Below are 25,647 nucleotides of genomic sequence, written 5' to 3'. Positions count from 1 at the left end.
TAATCCTGTTTGCAAAACACTAAGGCACTACTGTATTTTTGTCTTTTTCAATAAAAAAAAGCCCCCCAGTAAACTTCCGCTAAAAAAAAGCAATATGATATAGTTATCAATTGGCGCTTGTGGTGGAGCCTCTGCGCCTTCTTCTTCTTGCAGTGCTATTGGCGGTTTACTTTTATAATTTCTCGACTTCTTGTTAAAACCAAAATCTGGCAATAAAAAACTTGAAATAGTTATCAAGCTTAAAAACACAAGTATTGCAATTTTTTTTCCAAACATTATTTATATTTTTTAGTTGATAATCATTCGTTAGTACAATCATATTGTTGCGACCACCGATATACCATATCTCACGTGTAACAAGATTTTACCTATAATTATTAAAAACAAAAGTAACAGTAAGGGGTACTACTTCGCACCTGCCAAGTAACAAGTGCAGTCCTGGCGTTATTAACGTAGCATAATGAGCGTTTTTTTTAATAAAATAAGAAAGTACAAAACGGGGATTTTGGTTACTGTTGAATTTAAATTTGATGAAGGCGTTTTAAAAATCAAATAAATATTTTGATTACTTATAATCCTTTAAATAAAATTCAATTTTTTTAATACATGGAAACATCCGTTTTAATATTCTAGAAGACATTTCGCTTTTTTAGAAAAGACCATAATCATGCGATCCCATTAATTGAGGTATCTGACTTTTTTTCTCTTTAATACAGGTAGTTCAATTTCTTATACCCGCCCGACTACATATAAGATGTGGTTGATTTATATTTAAAGCCCGGTTGCGGTGGGTGAATTAAGAACTAAGATTTGAAGTGTTTTTTACTTTGAAAGCATTTAGTGCTTGGTTAATTTTTGTTTTACGCTTCATTATACCCTGCTCGGATCAAAATTCAATTATTGCTATTTTATTATTTGCAATGAATTTTTGATAAGGTGCATCTTAGATAATTATTTATTTAGAAACGATATCAAGCTATCATTTTTTCCATTATGGATATGCAAACAAAAACGTTTTTACTGCATGAAGTATTTCATTTTCTAGAATAACATAGCCGTTATGCTTTCTATCTTACGAATAAAAACATTAATATGAAAAATAGTGTAGCATAAGGCTTTTTCATCTATCTGGAAAAGCTGATTTTTTTATGAATGATTAATGCACCTTCATTAAGATATTTCCCCAATGCAAACAAGCAAAACTATTGCTTTTGAATTGTGCATCTGACGCACAGCCCTTAATAACTGATACTAAAAGGACTTTGATTATCATTCAGGTTCAGTTCATAAATACATTATCTGGATGTGCTGGTATGGTTTGATATAGGTCATTGTATTTAGGTATCGCTGCAAGGAACCTTAACTCATTTACAACCATAAAAAGAACGGCAACTATTGTACTTTGAAATCAATGCAGACTATCGTTATGGAGGTATAATAGAATAATACTTCATTGCGTGTAATTACTTCCATATTTTTTTTAATATCCTACTGAATTGCTTGTTCTAAAATCATGTACTACAGCTATTCTTTAAGCCTAATAAAGCGATTAAACTCATCTAATTTCCTACTTGAAATTGGTATTCGAAGTCCATTTAATAACTGGCAACTCATTCCATCTCTTTTATCAATTTTAGCTATAAAACGCATGTTAACTATATAGGATTTGTGAACCCTAAAAAAATGGCTCTTATCAAGTGCGCGCAGTTCATAATGTCCTAGGTTTTTACTGGATAAAAAAATATTTCCATTTGTAAGAAAAAATTTTGTGTATTTACCTTCCGCTTGACAATAAATAATGTCATCCATTTTAATAAAATTAATCTCTTCAAGTGAAGAAATAGCAACATACTCTCTTTGTATTCTGCTAGAATTATAATCCGCCACTTCCTCTGAATTTTGGATATCTATAAAGCTCTTCATCTCAATTTTCTTAACGATTTTACTTACCGCTAAAATCACTTCTTCCATTATTAATGGTTTAAGATCAACAGATATTAATTCAGGTTTTATGATATTAATTTCTATTATGAGACTTTCAATTGGTATAACTACGCTTACAGGAAGATTACTGATGTAATAGTTATTAATCATTTCAGTGAGCACGGCCACATTAATAAGCTCTTCTTTTACCATAACAGCATTGTGTAATGTCATAATTTACAAATTTTAAATATTAAATATTGAATTTGGATTATCATTACAAATGCTACGTTTCTATAAAATTCTTTTGTACTATACATTAGAATTAATTTTAAAAAGCGTTTGCACAGTAAAACATCATAGTATTGGGGGGAACTTTTTTAGTCAAAAAAGACAAAAAAACACTATGTATTTATAAAAAGGCTTTTAAATATTAATTACGGCCTTTTCTATTATTATTATAACTTTTATAGTAATTTATTATTAAACACTAACCTTGAAATAAATTTTATTTTAGGAACTCAAACGAAACCTATTTCTCATTCAAAAAAACTAAAATTCACCTGTATTGTAAAGTTGTACTATTTTTCTAATTTAAAAAAATTAATTATTTAATTTTTTTAAGAATTAAGGTCATCCGAAACAATATACAAAAGATCCGCCACTATTTTTTGGTCTGGTTAAATATTCATTATCATTAAAAACGCCTATTGTTCTAGAAATGGTTTTCGTTGCTATACGTTTTTAAAGCATCAACTTTAGAAAGAGAAATTCTTCTAAACTGTAAAAAAGGAAGATTTTTAACCTCTCTCTATAAAGTGTCATTTCTATTCCCCTTTTTAATCTTGTTCCTTGTTTGGGCCGTTTTCTATAATGGGCCGTCTATACTGAATTACACATTTATAACAACATTTTTAAAAAAAAAATTACTGTGTACATTCAAAAAAATACCTACGATGAACCAAATTTATCGTACATGCTCAAACCATAAAGATCTTAGAAACATTTAAATTTCTTTTGTATTCATGAACTACAACTCAAAAATCTAATCTTGTTTATTTTGTTCGTAATATTTCTTAAATTGGATTTTAAAAAAAATAAAAGCCAAAAATAGACAAAAAAGCACATAATAACTACGAATATGTTTTTACAATGTGAAATAAATATGAAAATAATTTTTCTAAGACGTACAATCATAAATTCATAATAGTTCGTAAATTATCTAATACTTCTCAATAAATTATGACTATCGATCAGAAATTTAAAAATAACCAGAAAATAAATTCTATAAACAATTCATATATAGACAGTAAGCCTAAAGTACGTCGCAAATTTTATTTATGTGTCGAAGTATTAAATTTAGATAAAAAAACGCGGATCACTAAAGCGTTTACTCAAGATTCAATTTTGAATCACCGAGTTATGTATTCAAAAAAAGTGATTTTTATAACTTTAATTCAGCACATCAAGTGCACAAACATCTTTTTTCGATCGTTCAAATATTATGAATATTGATTTATTTATACTCAATATCAGTTCTATATTGTATCTTTTTAATGCGTAATTTGGCTGTTACTTTCCTATTTTAGATTGTGGAGTCATTGTGCCTAAATTTACCTTAACACAAAAATTAGACCTCTCTCCATCTTCCAAATATTCAATTATTAATTGAATCTCTAATTAAATACAACAGAAAAGAAATAATTCAACCCTCGATTAAAAATCAACAGAATAATTTTATAAATAGATAAGTAATTTTAAGAAAATTGCAGAACTAATTCTGTACGTTTTATTTTGTCATTTCGACGGAGGAGAAATCATATCAGTTGCTCTCGTTATGTGATTTCTCTCGTTGGCCGAAATGACAAAACAGCTAAATTTCACTCGTAAGATGTACCTTGGTACAAGTAGCGGACAACCCTTTTTTTTTGAAGTAAATTGTTGTTTTAGGCTACTTCTTCTAAAACAAAACACAAACACTTTTTTTCTATCCGTTTGCTGGGAATATTCATTGGCTCAATCGAACATTTATTTTATCAATACTGTCATTTTAACGCATTGAAATGTTGTAAAACAAATTTACATCGATATTATATAATTAAAACCTTGTTAATTTTACGACTAGAGGTTTTTAAACATTGTTTTTTCTTCTTTTTTGTTCCGATAAATATAATTATATCCTTGTTTTCGTTGATTCAAACCGTAGTTTAATGAATTTTTTAAAGCGATTTCCTTAATAATTTGAAAAAAATGGAATTATTCAATATTTTAACATAAAAAAAATTAACCTCCTTTTTTTTTCTTTATTATTGTATTGTTATAATAAATTAAGAAGAATCAATAATTTTAATAATTAGGAAATGAATAGAAGAGAAGCACTTAAAAGCGTTGCGTTTTTGATGGGAAGCGCAATCTCAGCAACTACGATGGGCGTTTTGTTTGAAAGTTTTACTTTGCCCGACAAGGAAAAAAATCGAGTATCTTTTTCTGCTACGGATGAAGAAATTTTGGCTGAATTCGCCGATATCATTATTCCCACGACAGCCTCTTCGGCTGGAGCAAAAGCAGCAGGACTTGGATCATTTATACCAATGATTATTAGAGATTGCTATCCCGCGCAAATGCAAGAGATTTTTGCTTCTGGAATGAAAGAAATGCAAGCAAAATGCACTACTGATTTTAATAAAAATTTCTTGACAATGTCAGTTGGAGAGCGTCAGCAATTAATGACTTCTTTGAGAGACGAAGCACTTGCAACTAATAAAGCACCTTCTTTCTTTTTGATTGCAAGAGATTTAACTCTTTTAGGATATTATTCTTCAGAAATAGGCTGTACACAAGCACGTGAATACCTTCCCGTTCCTGGCAGTTATGACGGAAGTGCAGACTATAAACCAGGACAAAAAGCTTGGGCTACCAACTAATTGTTTTGAACCATTTTGTTACACCTATTTATTAAATAAAAAATACAACCCGTGAATATAAATACCAATTTAAAAGAGGAAAATACGTACGATGCTATTGTAGTGGGATCAGGAATTAGTGGAGGTTGGGCTGCAAAGGAACTTACTGAAAAAGGTTTAAAGGTTTTGATGCTAGAGCGAGGAATGAATATTGAACACATTACAGATTATGAATCGGCGATGAAAGCGCCATGGGAATTTGAACGCGCAGGAAAACTGACACAAGAACAAATTGCCACTCATCCCGTACAAACAAGAGATTATCCCTACAATGAAGCCACCGAAAAATGGTGGGTGAACGATATTGAATGCCCATACACAGAAGACAAACGTTTTGACTGGTACAGAGGTTTTCATGTAGGTGGTAAATCCTTAATGTGGGGCCGCCAAAGTTACCGTTTCAGTGACCACAATTTTGAAGATAATGCAAAAGATGGTCATGGAAATGATTGGCCTATTCGTTATAAAGACCTTACGAAATGGTATGATTACGTAGAAAAATTTGTAGGAATCAGTGGTCAAGCCGAAAACTGGCCTTTATTACCAGATGGAAAATTTTTGCCTCCAATGGATTTAAACTGTGTAGAAAAATCAGTTAAGGAAAGATTAGAAAAACATTATAATAAAACGCGTATTCTTACAATTGGGCGAACAGCTAACTTAACAGTGCCCCACAAAGGACGCGGTAGTTGTCAATACAGAAACCTTTGCAGTCGTGGTTGTCCGTTTGGAGCTTATTTCAGCACGCAATCATCTACATTACCGGCTGCTATGGCTACCAATAGATTAACCGTTAGGCCCTACTCTATTGTGAATCATATTATTTATGATAAAGACACTAAAAAAGCAAAAGGTGTAATGGTTATTGATGCAGAAACAAATGAAACCATGGAGTTTTACGCTAAAATTGTTTTTGTAAACGCATCCACTTTAGGATCAACATTCCTTTTATTAAATTCGACTTCTGAAGCGCATCCCAATGGAATGGGTAACGCCAGTGGACAGTTGGGACATAACTTAATGGATCACCATTTTCGTTGTGGTGCTGAAGGAACAGCTGAAGGTTTTGAAGATAAATATACCTACGGAAGACGAGCCAACGGAATTTATGTTCCAAGATATCAAAATGTGGGTAGCGATAAACGAGATTATTTACGCGGTTTTGGGTATCAAGGAGGCGCCAGCAGAGGATTATGGCATAAAGAAGTAGCCGAATTGGCTTTTGGTGAAAATTTCAAATCTACGATGTCTTTACCAGCTGATTCTTGGAGTATGGGATTGGGTGGTTTTGGAGAAATGCTACCATACTACGAAAATAAGGTATATATAGATCATACTAAAAAAGACAAATGGGGTCAACCTGTTTTAGCAATTGACTGTGAAATTAAAGAAAATGAAGCTAAAATGCGGGAAGATATGATGAATGATGCTGCAGAAATGCTGGAAGCATCAGGAATCAAAAACGTAAGAACCTATGATAATGACTATTACCCTGGAATGGCTATCCACGAAATGGGTACTGCCAGAATGGGTAATGACCCTAAAGATTCTGTTTTAAATAAATGGAATCAAATGCACGAAGTAAGTAATGTATTTGTAACTGATGGTGCTTGTATGCCTTCTATTGCTTGCCAAAATCCATCATTAACATTTATGGCTTTGACGGCTCGTGCTTGTGATTACGCTGTAAAAGAATTAAAAAAAGGAAATATTTAGGTTCATTATGATGAGAAAATTAAGAATGGGAATGGTAGGCGGTGGCCAAGATGCCTTCATAGGTGCAATTCACCGCTTAGCCGCCAATATGGATGGACTTATAGAATTGACTTGCGGAGCATTAAGCACTAGACCAGAAACAGCTATTGCATCTGGTAAAGCTTTGTTTCTTCCAGAATCAAGAACGTATTTAACGTACGAAGAAATGATAAAAACGGAAGCTGCTTTACCTGCTGAAGAAAGAATCGATTTTGTTACTATTGTCACTCCAAATTTTGCTCATTTTGCACCTGCAATGATGGCTTTGGATTATGGTTTTAATGTGGTACTTGAAAAACCAATGACTTTTTCATTGGAAGAAGCAAAACTATTGAAACAAAAAGTAGAAGAGACAGGGTTAATCCTTTGTTTAACACATACCTACTCTGGTTACCCAATGGTCAAACAAGCGAGAGCTATGGTCAGCGAAGGAAAACTGGGCAAAATTAGAAAAGTTTGGGTTGAATATCCACAAGGATGGCTAAGCACGCTTTCTGAAAAAGACGGAAATGCACAAGCTGCTTGGAGAACTGATCCAAAAAAATCGGGAAAAAGCTCCGTAATGGGAGATATTGGTACCCATGCAGCACATTTAGCTGAATACATTACAGGATCCAAAATTACAGCGGTTTGCGCAGAATTGAATACATTAGTAGAAGGGCGCATAATGGATGATGATGGCGCTGTATTGTTAAAATTTGACAATGGTTCGAAAGGAGTTTTAATGGCTTCACAAGTAGCTGCTGGGGAAGAAAATGCTTTAAGAATAAGAGTTTACGGTGAAAAAGGCGGAATCGAATGGTTGCAACATGATCCAAACACTTTGATGGTTAAATGGTTAGATGAACCCACTCAAGTTTTAAGAGCAGGATCTAATTATGCTAATTTGTCTTCATTTGCAACACACAATTGCAGAACTCCAGGCGGACATCCTGAAGGTTATTTAGAAGCATTCGCTAATATTTATAGAAACTTTGCCTTAACGCTGGGCTGCAAATTAGATGGGACAAAACCTACTCCAGAAATGTTAGACTTCCCTTCTGTTGAAGATGGAGTTAGAGGAATGGCTTTTATAGATAATGTAGTTGCATCTTCGCAATCAGATAAAAAATGGACTTCTTTCGTTTTGTAATACAATAGCAATTCGGAAAAGCTTTATACACAACATAATATGACAACAATACAAGGACCTGCAGTCTTTTTAGCACAGTTTATAGATGATAATGCTCCTTTTAATTCCTTAGATGGAATTTGTAAATGGGCTGCTGATTTAGGGTTTAAAGGGATACAAATGCCTACAACTGATAGCCGATTTATTGATTTGCAAAAAGCTGCAGAAAGTAAAACCTACGCTGATGAACTCAAAGGAACAATTGCTTCTTATGGATTAGAAATTACTGAATTATCAACTCATTTACAAGGTCAATTGGTTGCAGTTCATCCTGCTTACGATGATTTTTTTGATGCCTTTGCTCCTGTAAATGTTCATGGAAACCCTAAAGCCAGACAAGAGTGGGCTGTCCAACAATTGAAATATGCGGCTAAAGCATCCCAAAATTTAGGTTTGAATGCACATGCAACTTTTAGCGGTTCTTTGCTATGGCAGTATTTTCACCCATGGCCACAAAGACCACCGGGTTTAGTAGAAGACGGTTTTGCTGAATTGGCTAAAAGATGGTTGCCCATTTTAAATGAATTTGATCGTAATGGTGTAGACCTTTGTTACGAAATTCATCCGGGAGAAGATTTATTTGATGGGGAAACCTATGAAATGTTTTTGAAGGCTGTAAACAATCATTCAAGAGCGTGTTTGCTTTATGATCCGTCACATTTTGTTTTACAACAATTAGATTACATCCAATATATTGATTTTTATCATGAACGAATCAAGGCGTTTCATGTCAAGGATGCTGAATTTAACCCAACAGGAAAACAAGGGACTTTTGGAGGATATCAAAACTGGGCAAATCGTGCAGGACGGTACCGCTCTCTTGGCGATGGTCAGATCGATTTTAAAACTATTTTCAGTAAACTAGCCCAATATGATTTCAAGGGTTGGGCTGTTATGGAATGGGAATGTTGTATTAAAAATCAAGAAGATGGAGCCCGTGAAGGTGCCGAATTTATAAAGAATCACATTATAAAAGTTACTGACAAAGCCTTTGATGATTTTGCTGCGGTAGAAACAAATCCAGCTTTTAACAAAAAAAACTTAGGATTATAAAACTTAAATACAATAAAATGAAATTAAAATATTTCTTTTTTGGGGTTGCAATAATTGGCCTAACCTCATTTACAAATGATAATTCAGAAGATAAATATGTTGAAACAACTATAAAATCAACATTAGTTTTTCAATCTTCTGAAGGCGAGAAATTAATTGCTAAATCAGATTGTATTGGATGCCATAAATTGGACAAGAAACTGATAGGTCCCTCCTATTTAGACATTGCCAAAAAATACGAATCTAATGATAAAAACGTTGCCTATTTATCTGGTAAAATTATAAAAGGTGGCTCTGGAGTTTGGGGTCCTATACCAATGTCTGCGCACGCTTCACTGAAAAAAAATGATGCAAACTCCATGGTAAAATACATTTTATCTTTAAAAAAATAAGATTCAAAACTGCCGTATATCGTATTTTTATTTAAAATATTGAAGGAATAAATCATTACTAAAACTATTTTATTACTACTAACTAATCGTATTAAAATTAAATGAAAAAAAAAGAAGAAGAAAATAAAATCATAAGTACCCGTCGTGATTTTATAAAAACAACTGCTATAGCCGCAGCAGCTTTTATGATTGTCCCCCGTCATGTTTTTGGAAGAGGATTTGTTGCTCCAAGTGATCGTTTATCAATAGCCAGCATTGGTGTTGGTGGAAAAGGAAAATCTGATATTGCTATGTTTGCCAGCAGTGGAAAAGCGGATATATCGTTTTTATGTGATGTTGACACCAGAAGAGCTGCCGCAAGTGTAAATGCATTTCCTAAGGCTAAGTTCTATAAAGATTGGCGCGAAATGTTAGATAAAGAACATAAAAATATTGATGCAGTTTCAGTTGCTACCCCTGACCATAATCATGCCATACAAGCTCTAGCCGCAATGCAACTAGGGAAACATGTATATGTTCAAAAACCTATGGCGCATGATATGTATGAAGCGCGTATTTTGACTCAAGCTGCCAAAAAATATAAAGTGGTAACCCAAATGGGAAATCAAGGTGCCTCAAATGATGGTACACGAATTATGAAAGAATGGTATGAAGCTGGTTTAATTGGTGATGTTCATACGATTCATGCTTGGACCGACAGACCGGTTTGGCCCCAAGGTATTCCTTGGTCTGCAAATAAATCGGATATTCCAAAAGAATTAGATTGGGATTTATGGCTAGGAACAGCTCCTTATAAAGACTATGTAAATAAATTAGTTCCTTTTAACTGGCGTGGTTGGTGGGATTATGGTACTGGAGCATTAGGAGATATGGGTTGCCATTTACTAGAAGCGCCTTTTAGTGTATTGAACTTACAATATGCAAAAGATGTTCAATGCAGCGTTGGTTCCGTTTATGTAGATGAATTTCAAAGAGGGTATTTCCCTGAAAGTTGTCCTCCTTCAAGTCACGTAACCTTAACTTTTCCAAAAACAGAGAAAACAAATGGTGACATTGCAGTACACTGGATGGATGGAGGAATTCAACCGGAAAGACCTGCTGAATTAGGACCTAATGAAATTTTTGGCGACGGAGGAAATGGAACTTTATTCACCGGGACAAAAGGAAAAATGATCTGTGACACGTATGGTTTAAATCCTCGTTTACTTCCTCTAAGCAAAAATGAAAACCTAAAAATAGCTCAAAAATATGCCCGAGTAAAAGATGGTGCTGAAGGCCATTACAGACAATGGGTTGAGGCTGCAATTGCCGGTTATGGAAAAAAAGAATTAAGTTCTCCTTTTGAAATTGCCGGACCACTTACGGAAGCTTTACTGATGGCAAATCTTGCAATTAGAGGATACGATGTAATGCGAGAAGAACTTGGAGAAGAAGTGTACCCAGGACGTTCAGCAAAATTATTATGGGATAATGACGCCATGAGAATAACAAATTTTGATGAAGTAAATCAATTTGTAAAACGCGACTATCGTCAAGGTTGGAAAGCTTTAACATTATAAAAAAGGTTGTCATTAATTCAAAAATTTAAAAATGATTAAAAATATTTGTACTTCATTACTTGTTATGATTTTAATTCAAACTGCAAATGCACAGCAAGCCCCCGTTCCAAAAGGATTTAAATCAATATTTGACGGACAATCAACAACCGGATGGCACAATTATGGAAAAAAAACAGCTGGGTCTGGTTGGAAAGTTGAAGACGGTGTCTTACATTTTGATCCAACTGCTGCCCAAAATGGACAAGGAGGCGATTTAGTAACTGATGCAGAATACGAAAATTTTCATTTGAAATTAGAATGGAAAGTAGCAGAAAATGCTAATAGCGGTATTATTTTTTATGTGAATGAGGACTTGACAAAATTCAAAAATACGTATGAAACGGGTCTAGAAATGCAGGTATTAGATAACGAGGGTCATCCTGACGGAAAAATTGAAAAACATCGTTCAGGAGATTTATATGATTTAGTAAAAAGCACTTCAGAACCTGTAAAAACGGTTGGAGAATGGAATTCCGTTGATATTGTTTGTAAATTCGGAAAACTGACAATGTTATTGAATGGCGTAAAAGTTGTCGAAACTACGCTTTGGGATGCTAATTTTAAAACTATAGTAGCTGGAAGTAAATTCGCTACTTGGCCAGGTTTTGCAGCATTCAAAAAGGGTAAAATTGCACTTCAGGATCACGGAGATAATGTATGGTTCAGAAACATTATGATAAAAGAATGGAATACCATGAAAATTACAACTGGATGTGAAGCTGGCATGTAATTGATCTCTAAAAAATAAAAAATAACCAAAACCAAAAAATAAAAAACCTACTAACTAATGAATAGTACTATCCGAATTAAATTATCCATAATGATGTTTCTGGAATTTTTTATCTGGGGCGCATGGTTTGTAACTCTTGGAACATTTCTGGGAAATAATTTAAAAGCCTCCGGTTCAGAAACTGCTGCCGTTTTTTCGACACAATCATGGGGTGCCATTATAGCTCCTTTCATTATAGGATTAATAGCCGACAGATATTTTAATGCGGAGAAAATTTTAGGAATACTACATCTTATCGGCGCATTTTTAATGTACCAAATGTATCAGTCAGAAGAAGTTGGAATGTTTTATACCTACGTTTTAAGTTATATGATTTTATATATGCCAACATTAGCGTTAGTAAATTCAGTTTCTTTTAATCAAATGAAAGATCCGGAGAAAGAGTTTGCAAATATCAGAGTTTGGGGAACTATTGGTTGGATTATTGCCGGTTTATCAATCAGTTATTTCTTTCATTGGGATTCTACCGAAGGAATCAGTTCAGGTTTACTCAAAAATACCTTTTTACTAGCTGGTATTGCTGCATTTATTTTAGGTCTGTTTAGTTTTTCGCTACCAAAAACACCACCTAAGGTGAGTGATGAAAAAATAAAAATTGGAGATATTATAGGTCTTGATGCTTTAAAATTATTGAAAGACAGGAACTTTGCTATCTTTTTTATCTCATCAATCCTTATTTGTATTCCGCTTGCTTTTTATTATCAAAACGCTAATCTCTTTTTAACAGAAGCCGGAGTCGAAAATCCTACTGGAAAAATGGCCATTGGTCAAATATCCGAGGCTTTATTCTTATTATTGATTCCTGTATTTTTTACCCGCTTTGGTTTCAAGAAAACGATCTTGATCGGGATGTTAGCATGGGCAATTCGTTATGTTTTATTTGCTTATGGAAATGGAAATGATTTAAGTTTCATGTTGATTATAGGCATTGCGCTGCACGGTATTTGTTATGATTTCTTTTTTGTTTCGGGCCAAATTTACACCAATTCAAAAGCGGGAGAGAAATACAAAAGTGCCGCTCAGGGTTTGATAACTTTAGCCACTTACGGAGTTGGAATGTTAATTGGTTTTGCTGTTGCAGGATGGATAACGGACAATTATAAAATGGCAGATGGGGCTGTAAACTGGCAAATGGTCTGGATTATTCCTGCTGGTATTGCTATCGTTGTGTTTGTCCTTTTTGCTCTTCTATTCAATGATAAAAACAAAACAAAAGAAGTTTCTTCTGCTGTATAAATAATAAAAAATGAGTACTAACGTAAACAGGAGATCTGCCATAAAGGGACTATTAGCCGGAACAGCGGTTATGGGAATTCCATCTGGATTTTCTGCTTTGGCTATGCCAAAAAATGATTCAGAAATATCCTTAGGTTCACTGAAAGGAAATATTAATCATTCCGTTTCTCGCTGGTGTTTTGATAGTCTTGATTTGGATACACTTTGCATTGAGGCTAAAAAAATTGGGATTACCGGAATAGATTTAGTAGGGCCGGCATCTTGGCCTACTCTAAAAAAATATGATTTGGTTTCAACAATGTGCAATGGCGCCGAGATAAATTTAGTGGATGGTTTTAATGATTTAAAATTCCACGAAACACTCCTAAAAAACTATACTGAAATGATACCGTTAGTAGCGAAAGCCGGTTATAAAAATCTAATTTGCTTTAGCGGAAGCAGAAGAGGAATAACAGATGAGGAAGGTTGGAATAATTGTGTTATTGGTTTACGGAAACTACTTCCCTTGGCTGAAAAGCATAGTGTTGTATTAGTAATGGAATTGTTAAACAGCAAAGTTGACCATAAAGATTACCAATGTGACCGAACATCATGGGGAGTAGCATTAGCAAAACGTTTAAATTCTGAAAACTTCAAATTGCTTTATGATATTTATCACATGCAAATTGATGAAGGAGATGTGATTAGAAATATTAGAGACAATCATCAATATATTGCTCATTATCATACGGCAGGTGTTCCAGGTCGAAATGAAATTGATGACACACAAGAATTAAATTATGCTGCAATTATGAAAGCAATTGCAGAAACTGGTTTTAAAGGATTTGTAGGACAAGAATTTATTCCTAAAAACCCAGACAAACTGGCTTCATTGAAACAAGCCATTGCAATATGTGATATTTAACTAATCTAAAAAATAACCCATGATAAAAAGAAGAGAATTTTTAATAAATACTGGTTTAGCATTAGGCGCATTAGCCATTGCACCTACATTTGCCTTTGAATCAAAAAAGAGAGCTATCGGAATTCAATTATGGACACTCCGTGATACGCTACCAAAAGATGTAAAAGGCGTTTTATCCCAAGTTGGTAAAGCTGGGTTTACTGAAGTGGAGACTTTTGGATACGCTGTGGACAAAGGATTTTTTGGAACTTCGGTACGTGATTTTAAATCAATATTAGATGATAATGGTCTAAAAGCAACGAGTAATCATTTTGATTTTAATTCGATGATTAAAGATGGTTCTACGGATCTTGTCCAATCTTATGTAGAAACAGCAAATCAATTGGGAAGTGAATATGTAACGATACCGTATATAGTTGCAGAATTGAGAGGAACTACTGGTGATGCCTATAAAAAACTAGCAGTACAAATCAACAAAGTGGGCGAGCTTTGTAAAGCTGGAGGTTTAAAATTAGCGTATCACAATCATGATTTTGAATTTACAAAATTTGGTTCCACGAATGGATATGAGATTTTATTGAACGAAACAGATAAAAATTTAGTTGATTTTGAATTGGATTTATATTGGGCAGTTCGTTCTGGAAATGACCCTCTTGAATTATTTAAAAAATATCCGGGGCGTTTCAAAATGTGGCACGTAAAAGATATGGACAAAGTAAATCCAGATTGGAATGCTGAAATAGGAACTGGATCTATAGATTTCAAATCACTTTTTGCACAAGCCGAGCTTGCAGGAATGAAACGTTTCTTTTTAGAACACGAATCAAATTATAAACCCAATCCAATAGAATCTGCAGTAACAAGTTTTAATTACATTAAGAAGAATTTAATCTAAATGTTTTAAAAAATAATAAATATAAAAAAAGGGATACTTATTGTATCCCTTTTTTTATAATTTATTCTGAAACTTACTCGGTAATATTAAAACCGGCTACATAAAAGTTTTTATCTATTTCTAGTTTTGAATTTTCAGTATTTACTGCAACATTTTTCCATTCTGTCTCTGGTTGAAGTAATTCTTCTTTCCCATTCAGCGTTACTTTCACAGGCATATTGAATCCAGCAACACAATTTGTCCATCGATATCCAAGCTGATTATCTTTGAAAAAATATTCTAATGTTGGAATTCTGGTATCTCTTAAATACTGATTGAAAACTGATGATAAATCGATTCCAACTTGCTGACTTAAATAATCTTCAATTTGTTTAGTAGTTACCGTTTGGTGATAAAAAGTACTGTTTAAACCTCTCAATATTCCTCTCCATTTTTCATCATCATTTATTAATTGACGTATAGTATGCAGCATATTTGCACCTTTAGCATACATGTCACCTGAGCCTTCGTTATTTACGTCGTATTTCCCAATGATAGGTTTGTCATTCTCAATGATTTTTCTAGTTCCTCTCACATACTCGAATCCCGCTTCTTTCCCATAGTAATATTCTACAAAAAGGCTTTCTGAATAGTTGGTAAAACTCTCGTGAATCCACATATCGGCAATATCTTTATACGTAATATTATTGGCGAACCATTCATGTCCAGATTCATGAATAATGATAAAATCAAATTTTAATCCCCAACCGGTTCCACTCAAATCACGTCCTAAATAGCCGTTCTGAAATTTATTTCCGTAAGTCACTGAACTTTGATGTTCCATTCCCAAATATGGAGCTTCAACTAATTTATAACTGTCTTCATAAAATGGATAAGGACCAAACCAGTGTTCAAAGGCTTTCAACATCTTTGGGACATCCTGAAATTGTTTTTTGGCTTTTGCCAAATTGTCCCGTAAAACATAATAGGTACAATCTAAATCACCCTTTTCTCCTTTGTACTTTTCTGAAAATGAAACGTAATCCCCAACATTTATATTTACTCCATAATTATTGATTGGATTAGAAACATACCAATTGTAGGTTTTAGTACCGTCCTTTAATTGCTTGACACTTAGCAATCGTCCATTAGATACATTAGTCAAATTTTTAGGAACATTCACGCTAATCAACATATTCTCCACTTCGTCATACATGTGATCTTTGTTAGGCCACCAAACACTAGCTCCCAGTCCTTGACAGGAAGATGCAATAAAAGGATTCCCATTACTGTCTTTCTTCCAAGTAATTCCCCCGTCCCATGGCGGATTTATAGCAACTTTTGGCTTGCCTCCATAAAAAATCGTTAATTCTTTTATGGATCCTTTTATTTGAGGAGCAAGTAATTCAATAAAAAAAGCATTTCCTTCTCTTCTGTATTTTAGAGCCTTTCCATCCTGAATGACTTTATGAATTTGCATAGGGTTTTGCAAATCAATTTGCATTGTCTTGTATTCCTGAACAACTTGATATTTTATAGTATTGGAACCTGAAATAGTGCTATCTGCAGGATTTACTTTTATATCAAGATGGTAGTTTTTTACGTCCCACCACGCTCTTTCTTTGGTAATACTGCCACGCAAAGTATCTTGTCTGGTGAATATTTCCTCTTTTTTTTCCAAGAGTCCTTGAGCACTTACACCATTAAAAATAAGGAAAGAGATAAAAATAAGACTGAAATGTTTTTGCATAGTGAATTTACTTTAGACAAAAATAAACTTTAAAACTGTAGAAATAAAATTCCTGAAATTTATTTTCCAGAATAGATTTGAACATATTCTTGCAAGAGCGCATTTTCTTTTCCGCGAATTTCCATGATCACTTTATCATTTTTAAAGTCAAATTTTAATAAACCAAAATTAATGTCTTTAATTACCTCTCCTTTTATATAAGGATTTTCTTCGCCAGAAAAAGAAGTATAAGTGTGTGTTAATCCACTCGAGGTAAAATCTACTAACGGATACGCTAACCCCGTAATATCTTTAGAGGAAAATGTAGCAATATGGCGATCTCCCGAAATTATAAAAGTACCTTTAGCTTTAGTGGAAACTATTAATTGCTCTAATTTTTCTATTTCATGAGGAAAATTCCCCCAGGACTCAAAACCATGTTTACTGGAAAGAAATTGAATACTGCTGACGATTACATTAAATTGTGCATCAGAATTTCTAAGTTCTTTTTCCAACCATTTCCATTGCGTTTCTCCTAACATAGTACCTTCACCATATTTATTAGGTTGCCAACGCTTTTTTGAATCGCTAGCTTTAGTGAGTGCAGTTCTGAAAAAACGAGAATCCAATACTATTATTTTTACTTTATTTCCATCAATATTAATTGTTTTAGTTGAATAAACACCATCTCTATCTCGTTCCGGTGCGTTTTGTGAAGTTCCTAAAAAGTCTAATAATAACTGTTGGCTTTTTCGTTTAAAAGGATATTCTTCACCACCGTCATTGGCACCAAAATCGTGATCATCCCACGTTCCCACAACTATTTTATCTTTAATAAATTTGAGATAATCCGCATCCTGTTTCTGACTTTCGTAATTGTTTTTAAGAAATTGCATATCCTCGGTATCTGAATACACATTATCACCTCCCCAAATCCAGAAGGACGGATGATTTTCATCTATTGCTGGCCAAAGTTCGTTTTTTATCCTCTGATTGTCACAAGAACCAAAAGCAATACTAAAATATTCATTTTGAACCGGTTTTTGAGATTTAATTAGACTAGTATTATCGTAGGACTTGCAGCCAATAAAAAGTGTCAAACTAAATATAAAAAATATTTTTTTCATAAAATAAAGAAATTGTGTTTGTAGTACCATTTAAAATTTCGACGAAGGTATACAAAATAGTGTACCTACACTTTAACTGAACTTTAAATAAAAAAGCGACCGCCTCAATTGAAACAGTTGCTTTTTTTTGTAGTCATACTATACTATTTTAGTTATCGTAGTAAGATAATCAAAATCTACAATGGTGCTACCGAAAGTTTAGTTCAGAAACAGATGTTGTAAATCCAAATGAGTGTCCTACCCCCTCCATATAAAAATTTATTTATATTTTGATTTGTCCGAAGCTTATCTCTCAGTTTTTCACTGGTCACTACATAGCCTTTGTTAACAAATTTTCAAATTAATTAAAAAATCGGCACCTTTGAAATAATTTGAAATGCTTAGAAAGATTTTTGAGTCTTCCACTGGTTATAGCTTTTCGATGAATTTGGTTAATAAATGAACACCAAATGCAGTTGCATGCTTACTCTTTGCAAATTCATCATCTCCAAATGCCACACCAGCCACATCAAGATGTGCCCAAGCTTTATGTTCTTGCGTAAAATATTCTAAAAATTTAGCGGCACTTATGGCTCCGGCAACTGGTTTTCCGCTATAATTTTTAACATCGGCGATATCGCTTTCAATATCTGATTTATAAACATCCCAAAGCGGTAAAGGCCATAAACGTTCCCCTATTGTATCTCCGCTTTCTTGCAGTTTCTTCGCCATTTCTTCATTATTGGTAAACAAAGCACCACATTCATAACCTAGAGTTGCCACACTGCTTCCGGTAAGTGTGGCAATATCAACGATATATTCAGGTTTGAAATTTTTAATTAAGTACGATAATCCATCTGCTAAAACAAGTCGGCCTTCAGCATCCGTATCAATAATTTCTATTGAATGTCCGCTGTAACTGTGAATTACGTCGCTAGGTAAAAATGATTTGGCATCCACAGCATTTTCAGCACAAGGAACAATTGCAGTTACTTTTATAGGTAATTGTAAATCAGCAATTAGTTGCATCGCCCCGAATACAGCGCCACCACCGGCCATATCACATTTCATGTGAACCATTCCGGCTGTTTTTATGTTTAATCCTCCAGTATCGAAAGTGATTCCTTTTCCAACAAGTCCAACGTGTTTCATGTGTTTAACTTCGGTAGTTGGAGTGTAATTCATGATAATAAACTGTGGTTCATTTTCACTTCCTTTTCCAACTGCCAAAAATGCACCAAGACCAACTATTTTTGAAGCTTCATAACCAAGAACTTCAACATCAAATCCATATTTTTCTCCAGTTTCCTTGGCCCAATTCGCCAAGTATTTTGGGTTAATGGTGTTAGGTGGCAAATCGACCAAGTTGTAAGTACTCAGTTGCGCTTTTGCAATTTTAATTCCTTTTTTGGCTGCAGCCAAATAATCATTCTCCGTTACCAAATTCAAGGTAAATTCAGAATTTAAAAAAGGATGTTCTTCTTTTTCGGATTTAAAATGACCTAAATTATACGTTCCTAAAAGCAAACCGGAAATCATCGCTTCAACCTGTTCTTCAACACATTGTTCTGGTATAACTAACGCAACATTTGAACTGAAATTTTCTTTCTGTTTGGATGAAATACGTCTAAAAATGGTTTTTAAAGATTTATAATCAATTGTTTTTCCTAAACCTATAAATATATATATATTATCATCCTTTTCAGCTAAGTAGTGCGTGTCTTTCTTTCCAAAAAAAACTTTAGATGCAATTTCCAATCCATTAAAAGCAATGGGAATAATACTTTTCGAGTACGTTTCAAAAACCGGAATCAAAATTGTACCTGAAAAACTATCTAAATTTATAATTGTTTTTGTTATCATTTTCTTTAATTTTTATAGCTTTTGATTGAATTTTATAGAATTCTGTATGCTTTATTCTTAATATTAAGTTGTAATAAATTGTGCGTTTACGAATTTTTTGTATTAAAAAACAACCACTCGATTGCCTTAGGAAATTCATCACTCCAATACGTTTCGCTGTGTTTTCCTTGCCTGTTAATACTTAAATTAATTTGGGATTTATCTTCTATAAATTGGTTCGAAAGTATATCATTCTGAAACTTTTTTATGTGCTCAATCATCGTTTTACTTTCATCACCACCGGCATATAAATATACTTTAGTGTCGCATGTATTCGCTTTTTTTGCGTCAATTTCTAGTTCTGGCACCACCCAAAGTGATGGTGAAAAAATCATCAGTTTACCAAATGTTTCCGGATTTCTAAGACCACTAAAAATACTGATCAATCCTCCCATCGAACTTCCTCCTATTCCTGTGAATTCACGTTCTTTTTTAGTTCTGAAATTAGTGTCTACGTAAGGTTTTAGTGTATCTGTCACAAAACGAATGTATTTCTTACCTTGCCCTTTTCCCAAAACTGTTTTCCCTACATTATATTCCTTAATACGATCTTCCTCAGCGTGTTCAATGGCAATAATTATTATTTTTCCAATTTTATACTCGGACATAACTGCCAGTTTTTTGTCAATTTCCCAATTTCCAAATTCAGCTTTTTCGTTGAATAAATTTTGGGCATCCTGCAAATACATCACCGGATAACTCTCACTCGAATTATCATAATCATGTGGTAAAAGCGCCCAAATTTTTCTGGTTTTGTTGAGTTGCGGAATTTTAAATTCATCCGATATCAACTGCACTTGTGGTAAATACGATTGTTTAAATGGCAACCAGTTCTTCCTCCATCTGGCAACATGTTCATTTTGTATGCCAGTATGTGCAGTTGTCGAGCGATTTTCGGTTCGATTTCCATGGCTGTCAATTTCAACCTCACTCCAATCTCCTTTTGTAAATTTATACAAAAGCATAGCAGGATAATCAAAATCATGAGAAAATTTGTAATGATAAGAACCGTTACCAATCTTTTCCATCACAAACTCTTTATCTTGTGTTCGCCATTTATTGAAATTTCCTGAAATATAGACCAGTCGAGAATCATCTTCGTCAGTTGTCAGAATTATGTGAAGTCCAGTATTTATTGTGGAATCATTTAATTCTTGCATCAATGTGGTATTATCTAAATTTATCACTTGCATTGTGGTATTGTAATTGAAAATAAAAGTAAATATACTGGATTGCTTTTTCAAATAAAAGAAAAAAAGTCCAATAACAAATCAATATGTTATTGGACTTTAGCACTATTAATCATTGAAGTAATAGCTTTATTTCTGGCGACTTTTTAAAACATCAACAACATTATCTAATTTGAAACCTTTTGCTTGCAACAAAATAAGATAATGAAAAAGTAAATCAGCACTTTCGCCCAAGAATAAATCGTCATTATCATCTTTTGCTTCGATGACTACTTCAACTGCTTCCTCGCCAACTTTTTGAGCAATTTTGTTCATTCCCAACTTAAATAAAGATGCCACATAACTTTTTTCCGAATCTGCATTTTCCTTTCGAAGTTGAATTGTATCTTCTAATGTTGATAAAAACCCATAATCAGTTTTGTTTTCGTCAGCCCAGCATGTATCAGTTCCTTTATGACACGTTGGTCCTTCTGGTTTTACTTGTATTAATAATGTATCATTATCGCAGTCGTTTTTGATGTCAATCAGATTTAGAAAATTACCACTTTCCTCCCCTTTTGTCCAAAGCCTTTTTTTCGTGCGACTATAAAAGGTTACTTTTTTAGTATCAACCGTTTTTTGATACGCCTCAGCATTCATGAAACCCAACATCAAAACCGTTTTGGTTTCGCTATCTTGAATGATCGCTGGAATTAATCCATCTGTATTTTTTGAAAAATCTATGTTCATGTTTTTAGTCTAAAGTTTTAAAGTCGAATGTCTTAAAGTCAAAAAATTAAATTCGTACTTCGATATTGTTATTTTTAAGGGCTGTTTTTAATGTTTTGATTTCAATTTCTTTAAAATGAAATACACTTGCGGCCAATGCTGCATCCGCTTTTCCATCCAAAAAAGTATCTACAAAATGCTGTATGTTTCCCGCACCACCAGAAGCAATAATTGGAATATTAACTAACTCTGACAATTTAGCCAAAGCTTCGTTAGCAAACCCGTTTTTAGTTCCGTCATTATCCATTGACGTGAATAAGATTTCGCCTGCGCCGCGTTCTTCAACTTCCTTGGCCCAGTCAAATAAATTCAATTCAGTTGGCACTTTTCCGCCCACTAAATGAACAATCCATTGACCGTCAATTTGCTTGGCATCAATCGCAACAACCACGCATTGACTTCCAAATTTTTGTGCCAAATCATTTATCAGTTGTGGATTTTTCACTGCCGATGAATTAATCGAAACCTTGTCAGCTCCGTTCTGCAACAGTATTTCAACATCGCTAACAGATGAAATTCCCCCACCAACAGTAAACGGAATATTAATCGTTGAAGCTACTTTTCGTACCAAATCAACTAAGGTTTTTCTTCTTTCTTCCGTTGCCGAAATATCCAAAAAAACTAATTCATCAGCACCTTCATCTGAGTATATTTTAGCTAATTCCACTGGATCTCCCGCGTCACGCAAGTCCACAAAATTAACACCTTTTACGGTTCTTCCGTTTTTTATATCGAGACAGGGAATAATTCTTTTTGTTAACATTATTGTTTTTATTACACAGAGATTCACAAAGTTTTCACAGAGATTCACAAAATTCTTGGCGAATCTTGGTGTCAACTTTGTGTGTCTTTGTGAAACAATCTATTTTATTATAAATTCTTCTAACTGTTTCAACGAAATTCGTCCTTCGTAAATTGCTTTACCGATTATTGTTCCTTCACAACCCAATTCTGCTAGTCTTGGCAACTCGTCAAAAGTAGAAATTCCACCTGAAGCAATCAATTTTATGCCCTTTGCTTCCTCCAAAATTTTAGCATATAAATCAAACGATGGTCCTTCAAGCATACCGTCTTTGGCAATATCAGTACAAATAACGTACTTAATTCCTTTGCTTTGGTAATCCTTTATAAAAGGAATCAAATCTTCGTTTGAATCTTCTAACCAACCTGAAACGGCTACTTTTTCGTTATTAGCATCTGCTCCTAAAATAATTTTATCAGCACCATATTCAGCAATCCATTTTTCGAATAACTCTCTGTTCTTAACGGCAATACTCCCACCGGTAATTTGATTTGCTCCACTTTCAAAAGCAATTTTTAAGTCGGAATCCGATTTTAATCCACCACCAAAATCAATTTTCAGTTTGGTATGAGTAGCAATTTGCTCTAATATTTTGTAATTCACAATTTGGCTCGACTTTGCTCCGTCTAAATCAACTAAATGCAAATATTCTATTCCATGTGCTTCAAATGACTTAGCCACTTCCAGCGGATTCTCGTTGTATATGATTTTGGTATTGTAATCGCCTTTTGACAAGCGAACACATTTTCCATCGATGATATCTATTGCGGGTATAATTCGCATAATTTATTTCAAGTTTAAAGTTTTAAGTTCAAAAAGTTGTTCAAAATTTGTTCTCCAATATCACCGCTTTTTTCAGGATGAAATTGTGTTCCGTAAAAATTATCCTTTAGCAATGCGGAGGCATATTCAACTTCATAATCCGTTGTAGCAATAGATTCGGGACAGTTAGGAGCATAAAAACTGTGAACCAGATACATATATTCATTATCCTTAATTCCTTTAAACAGAGGCGATTTCAAATTATAAATTTGGTTCCAACCCATTTGCGGCACTTTTACTTTTGGCGTGAATTTAATCACATCAACATCAAAAATTCCTAAACCTATAGTGTTTCCTTCCGCTGATTTGTTGCACATCAATTGCATGCCGAGACAAATTCCCAAAACGGGTTGTTTCAATGTTGGAATTAACACATCAAGACCGCTCTCAATAAGCATTTTCATTGCAAAACTAGCTTCACCTACACCCGGAAATATCACCCGGTCTGCAGCCTTAATTTCTTTCCAATCGTTACTCAAAACAGCCTCAAAACCTAACCTTTCTATGGCGAACTTTATACTTTGAATATTTCCTGCTCCGTAATTTATGATTACTATTTTCATTTCTTTTTAACCATTAAGAAATTAAGTTTTATTAAGTATTAAACACTTAACAATTCATAATTTATAATTCATAATTTTTAAAGCATTCCCTTCGTACTTGGCAAAATCATCTTCTCCGTATCCCTTTTTACGGCTACTTTTATTGCTTTTGCAAAAGCTTTAAAAATTGCTTCAATCTTGTGATGTTCGTTCGTTCCTTCTGCTTTGATGTTGATGTTAGCTTTAGCACCATCGGAGAATGATTTAAAGAAATGATAAAACATCTCCGTTGGCATTTTTCCAACCATCTCCCGTTTGAATTCGGTTTCCCAAACTAGCCAGTTTCTCCCTCCAAAATCAATAGCCACTTGCGCTAAGCAGTCGTCCATTGGCAAACAAAAACCGTATCGTTCAATCCCTAATTTATTTCCTAATGCTTTTGCAAAAACTTCTCCAAGTGCAATTGCAGTATCTTCAATCGTGTGGTGTTCATCTACTTCTAAATCCCCTTTTACTATAATTTCTAAATCCATTTGTCCGTGACGTGCAATTTGGTCTAGCATGTGATCAAAGAAAGCAATACCTGTTTCAATTTTACTTTTTCCTGTTCCGTCAAGGTTTAAATTAATGAAAATATCCGTTTCATTCGTTTTTCTTTCTAAGGAAGCAGAACGTTCCTCTAATTTCAAAAACTCGTAAATGGCTTTCCATTCTGTAGTTTGCAAAGCGATAACCGAATCCAATTCATGTCTTTTAGAGGATATTTCATCATCTCCCAAAGCTTCATCTCTATTAATGAAAATCGCTTTTGAACCCAAGTTTTTTGCTAATTCCACATCCGTTATTCTGTCTCCAATGACAAACGAATTCACTAAATCATAGTCCGAATTGTTAATATATTGCATCAACATTCCTGTCGCAGGTTTGCGAGTCGGTGCATTTTGGTACGGAAAAGTCTTGTCGATAAATACTTCTTTAAAAATAACTCCTTCATTTTCAAATGCTTTCATAATTAAATTATGAACCGGCCAAAAATTAATTTCAGGGTGCGAATCAGTTCCCAAACCATCTTGATTGGTTACCATCACCAATTCGAAATCCAATTCCTTAGCTATCTTACCAAGATATTGAAAAGCATTTGGATAAAATTCTAATTTTTCAAAACTGTCTAATTGGTAATCATTTGGTTCTAAAACCATTGTTCCATCACGGTCTATAAAAAGTATTTTTTTCATTAAAAAAATTTTAAAGTTTAAAGTTGTTTTAACATCTCAATTAATTTCCTATTTTCTTGCTCTGTTCCAATTGTAAAACGCAAACAATTATCGCATAACGGTTGGGTTGTACGATTCCGAATTACAATTCCTTTTGCAATCAATTCACCGTATCTTTTATTAGCATCGTCTACCTTTACCAAAATAAAATTCGCTTCTGTAGGATATATTTTTTTAATGAATTTTATATCTTGTAATACTTTAAGTAATAGCTCTCTTTGATCTATTATTGAGGTAATTTCAGCTTTTATTTTATCAGGATCTGCTAATCGTTCTAAAGCTCTTTTTTGAGTCAATTCATTCACATTATATGGAGGCTTAATTTTATTTAAAACCGAGATTATTTCCGCAGATGCATAACATATTCCCAATCTAATTCCTGCCAAACCATACGCTTTTGATAATGTTTGAGTGATAATTAAGTTTGGATATTCATCTAATTCATTACTCCAACTATCTTTCTTAGAAAAGTCAATATAAGCTTCATCAATTACAACCAAACCTTTGAAGTTTTGCAACAAATACGCAACACTTTCATCCGAAAAGGAATTTCCACTTGGATTATTAGGTGAACACAAAAAAATCATTTTAGTGTTTTCATTAACCGCTTCTATAATTTTCTCAATTTGCGGTTGAAAATCATCTGAAAGCAAAACCTCTTTATTTTCTACAGCATTGATATTGGCCAAAACACCATACATTCCGTAGGTTGGTGGCAAAGTGATTACGTTATCTGTTTTTGGTTCACAAAAAGCTCTAAATAACAAGTCCAATACTTCATCACTTCCATTTCCTAATAAAATTTGATTCGTCTTGACAAATTTTTGTTTTGCCAAAACCTCTTTTACACTCG

At 33.7% G+C, this 25,647-nt stretch carries 22 protein-coding genes; 10 read left to right on the top strand and 12 right to left on the bottom strand.

All coding sequences use genetic code 11. The features are described from left to right. Positions 1 to 27: 27 nt before the first annotated feature. Together ACEN2F_RS12950 and ACEN2F_RS12945 are read right to left on the bottom strand one after the other, a co-directional pair. A complete protein-coding gene (locus ACEN2F_RS12950; RefSeq protein WP_441739771.1) occupies positions 28 to 276 on the bottom strand; it encodes a hypothetical protein in 249 nt (82 codons plus the stop codon). A 1,248-nt stretch (positions 277 to 1,524) separates the two neighbouring features. Further along, complete coding sequence (locus ACEN2F_RS12945; RefSeq protein WP_441739768.1) at positions 1,525 to 2,157, bottom strand: LytR/AlgR family response regulator transcription factor; 633 nt, start codon at positions 2,155 to 2,157, stop codon at positions 1,525 to 1,527. A gap of 2,126 nt (positions 2,158 to 4,283) precedes the next feature. Between ACEN2F_RS12945 and ACEN2F_RS12940 the strand changes: the two genes are divergently transcribed. The 10 genes from ACEN2F_RS12940 to ACEN2F_RS12895 all read left to right on the top strand — a co-directional run bounded on the left by ACEN2F_RS12940 (position 4,284) and on the right by ACEN2F_RS12895 (position 14,680). Continuing rightward, the gene (locus ACEN2F_RS12940; protein WP_441739766.1) at positions 4,284 to 4,847 is read left to right on the top strand and encodes a gluconate 2-dehydrogenase subunit 3 family protein; all 564 of its coding nucleotides are present in this window, start codon (positions 4,284 to 4,286) and stop codon (positions 4,845 to 4,847) included. 51 nt (positions 4,848 to 4,898) lie between these two features. Beyond that, positions 4,899 to 6,602 carry a GMC oxidoreductase gene (locus ACEN2F_RS12935; RefSeq protein ID WP_441739763.1) on the top strand — a complete coding sequence of 568 codons (1,704 nt, stop codon included), beginning with the start codon at positions 4,899 to 4,901 and terminating at the stop codon, positions 6,600 to 6,602. A 7-nt stretch (positions 6,603 to 6,609) separates the two neighbouring features. Continuing rightward, positions 6,610 to 7,773 (top strand): Gfo/Idh/MocA family protein, encoded by a 1,164-nt coding sequence (locus tag ACEN2F_RS12930; protein ID WP_441739761.1) that lies wholly within the window; start codon positions 6,610 to 6,612, stop codon positions 7,771 to 7,773. A gap of 39 nt (positions 7,774 to 7,812) precedes the next feature. Beyond that, complete coding sequence (locus ACEN2F_RS12925; protein WP_441739759.1) at positions 7,813 to 8,865, top strand: sugar phosphate isomerase/epimerase family protein; 1,053 nt, start codon at positions 7,813 to 7,815, stop codon at positions 8,863 to 8,865. A 17-nt stretch (positions 8,866 to 8,882) separates the two neighbouring features. Next, positions 8,883 to 9,257: a c-type cytochrome gene (locus tag ACEN2F_RS12920; RefSeq protein WP_441739756.1), complete on the top strand. Its 375-nt coding sequence runs from the start codon at positions 8,883 to 8,885 to the stop codon at positions 9,255 to 9,257. 101 nt (positions 9,258 to 9,358) lie between these two features. After that, positions 9,359 to 10,816, top strand: a complete 1,458-nt coding sequence (locus ACEN2F_RS12915; RefSeq protein WP_441739754.1) for a Gfo/Idh/MocA family protein — start codon at positions 9,359 to 9,361, stop codon at positions 10,814 to 10,816. A 31-nt stretch (positions 10,817 to 10,847) separates the two neighbouring features. Continuing rightward, positions 10,848 to 11,585 carry a 3-keto-disaccharide hydrolase gene (locus tag ACEN2F_RS12910; protein ID WP_441739751.1) on the top strand — a complete coding sequence of 246 codons (738 nt, stop codon included), beginning with the start codon at positions 10,848 to 10,850 and terminating at the stop codon, positions 11,583 to 11,585. Positions 11,586 to 11,642: 57 nt separating this feature from the next. After that, a complete protein-coding gene (locus tag ACEN2F_RS12905) occupies positions 11,643 to 12,881 on the top strand; it encodes a nucleoside permease (RefSeq protein ID WP_441739748.1) in 1,239 nt (412 codons plus the stop codon). A gap of 10 nt (positions 12,882 to 12,891) precedes the next feature. Continuing rightward, positions 12,892 to 13,785 carry a hydroxypyruvate isomerase family protein gene (locus tag ACEN2F_RS12900; RefSeq protein ID WP_441739745.1) on the top strand — a complete coding sequence of 298 codons (894 nt, stop codon included), beginning with the start codon at positions 12,892 to 12,894 and terminating at the stop codon, positions 13,783 to 13,785. Between the two features lie 19 nt (positions 13,786 to 13,804). Further along, positions 13,805 to 14,680 (top strand): sugar phosphate isomerase/epimerase family protein, encoded by an 876-nt coding sequence (locus tag ACEN2F_RS12895; protein ID WP_441739742.1) that lies wholly within the window; start codon positions 13,805 to 13,807, stop codon positions 14,678 to 14,680. A 73-nt stretch (positions 14,681 to 14,753) separates the two neighbouring features. On the opposite strand, the gene ACEN2F_RS12890 is transcribed toward ACEN2F_RS12895, so the two are convergent. The 10 genes from ACEN2F_RS12890 to hisC form a co-directional block, all read right to left on the bottom strand. After that, on the bottom strand, positions 14,754 to 16,409 hold the full coding sequence (locus tag ACEN2F_RS12890; protein ID WP_441739740.1) for a M1 family metallopeptidase: 1,656 nt from the start codon (positions 16,407 to 16,409) through the stop codon (positions 14,754 to 14,756). 59 nt (positions 16,410 to 16,468) lie between these two features. Then, positions 16,469 to 17,515: an alkaline phosphatase D family protein gene (locus tag ACEN2F_RS12885; protein ID WP_441739738.1), complete on the bottom strand. Its 1,047-nt coding sequence runs from the start codon at positions 17,513 to 17,515 to the stop codon at positions 16,469 to 16,471. A 408-nt stretch (positions 17,516 to 17,923) separates the two neighbouring features. Then, on the bottom strand, positions 17,924 to 19,357 hold the full coding sequence (locus ACEN2F_RS12880; RefSeq protein WP_441739735.1) for a leucyl aminopeptidase family protein: 1,434 nt from the start codon (positions 19,355 to 19,357) through the stop codon (positions 17,924 to 17,926). Positions 19,358 to 19,443: 86 nt separating this feature from the next. After that, positions 19,444 to 20,589 (bottom strand): alpha/beta hydrolase, encoded by a 1,146-nt coding sequence (locus tag ACEN2F_RS12875; protein ID WP_441739733.1) that lies wholly within the window; start codon positions 20,587 to 20,589, stop codon positions 19,444 to 19,446. Between the two features lie 126 nt (positions 20,590 to 20,715). Next, on the bottom strand, positions 20,716 to 21,315 hold the full coding sequence (gene hisIE, locus ACEN2F_RS12870; protein WP_441739730.1) for a bifunctional phosphoribosyl-AMP cyclohydrolase/phosphoribosyl-ATP diphosphatase HisIE: 600 nt from the start codon (positions 21,313 to 21,315) through the stop codon (positions 20,716 to 20,718). Positions 21,316 to 21,361: 46 nt separating this feature from the next. Beyond that, positions 21,362 to 22,117, bottom strand: coding sequence for an imidazole glycerol phosphate synthase subunit HisF (hisF, locus tag ACEN2F_RS12865; RefSeq protein ID WP_441739727.1), 756 nt, complete (start codon positions 22,115 to 22,117; stop codon positions 21,362 to 21,364). A 99-nt stretch (positions 22,118 to 22,216) separates the two neighbouring features. Then, positions 22,217 to 22,939 carry a 1-(5-phosphoribosyl)-5-[(5-phosphoribosylamino)methylideneamino]imidazole-4-carboxamide isomerase gene (gene hisA, locus ACEN2F_RS12860; RefSeq protein WP_441739724.1) on the bottom strand — a complete coding sequence of 241 codons (723 nt, stop codon included), beginning with the start codon at positions 22,937 to 22,939 and terminating at the stop codon, positions 22,217 to 22,219. Between the two features lie 14 nt (positions 22,940 to 22,953). After that, positions 22,954 to 23,541, bottom strand: a complete 588-nt coding sequence (hisH, locus tag ACEN2F_RS12855) for an imidazole glycerol phosphate synthase subunit HisH (protein ID WP_441739722.1) — start codon at positions 23,539 to 23,541, stop codon at positions 22,954 to 22,956. 77 nt (positions 23,542 to 23,618) lie between these two features. Next, entirely contained in the window at positions 23,619 to 24,755 is a 1,137-nt protein-coding gene (gene hisB / locus ACEN2F_RS12850; RefSeq protein ID WP_441739719.1) for a bifunctional histidinol-phosphatase/imidazoleglycerol-phosphate dehydratase HisB, read from the bottom strand. Positions 24,756 to 24,772: 17 nt separating this feature from the next. Continuing rightward, positions 24,773 to 25,647 (bottom strand): histidinol-phosphate transaminase (hisC, locus tag ACEN2F_RS12845; protein ID WP_441739716.1); only part of this gene is annotated, 875 nt, incomplete at its 5' end.

Origin of the sequence: Flavobacterium sp. W20_MBD1_R3, assembly GCF_052119725.1 — a bacterium.
Classification (GTDB): domain Bacteria; phylum Bacteroidota; class Bacteroidia; order Flavobacteriales; family Flavobacteriaceae; genus Flavobacterium.
This window is presented reverse-complemented; position numbering and strand designations above follow the sequence as displayed.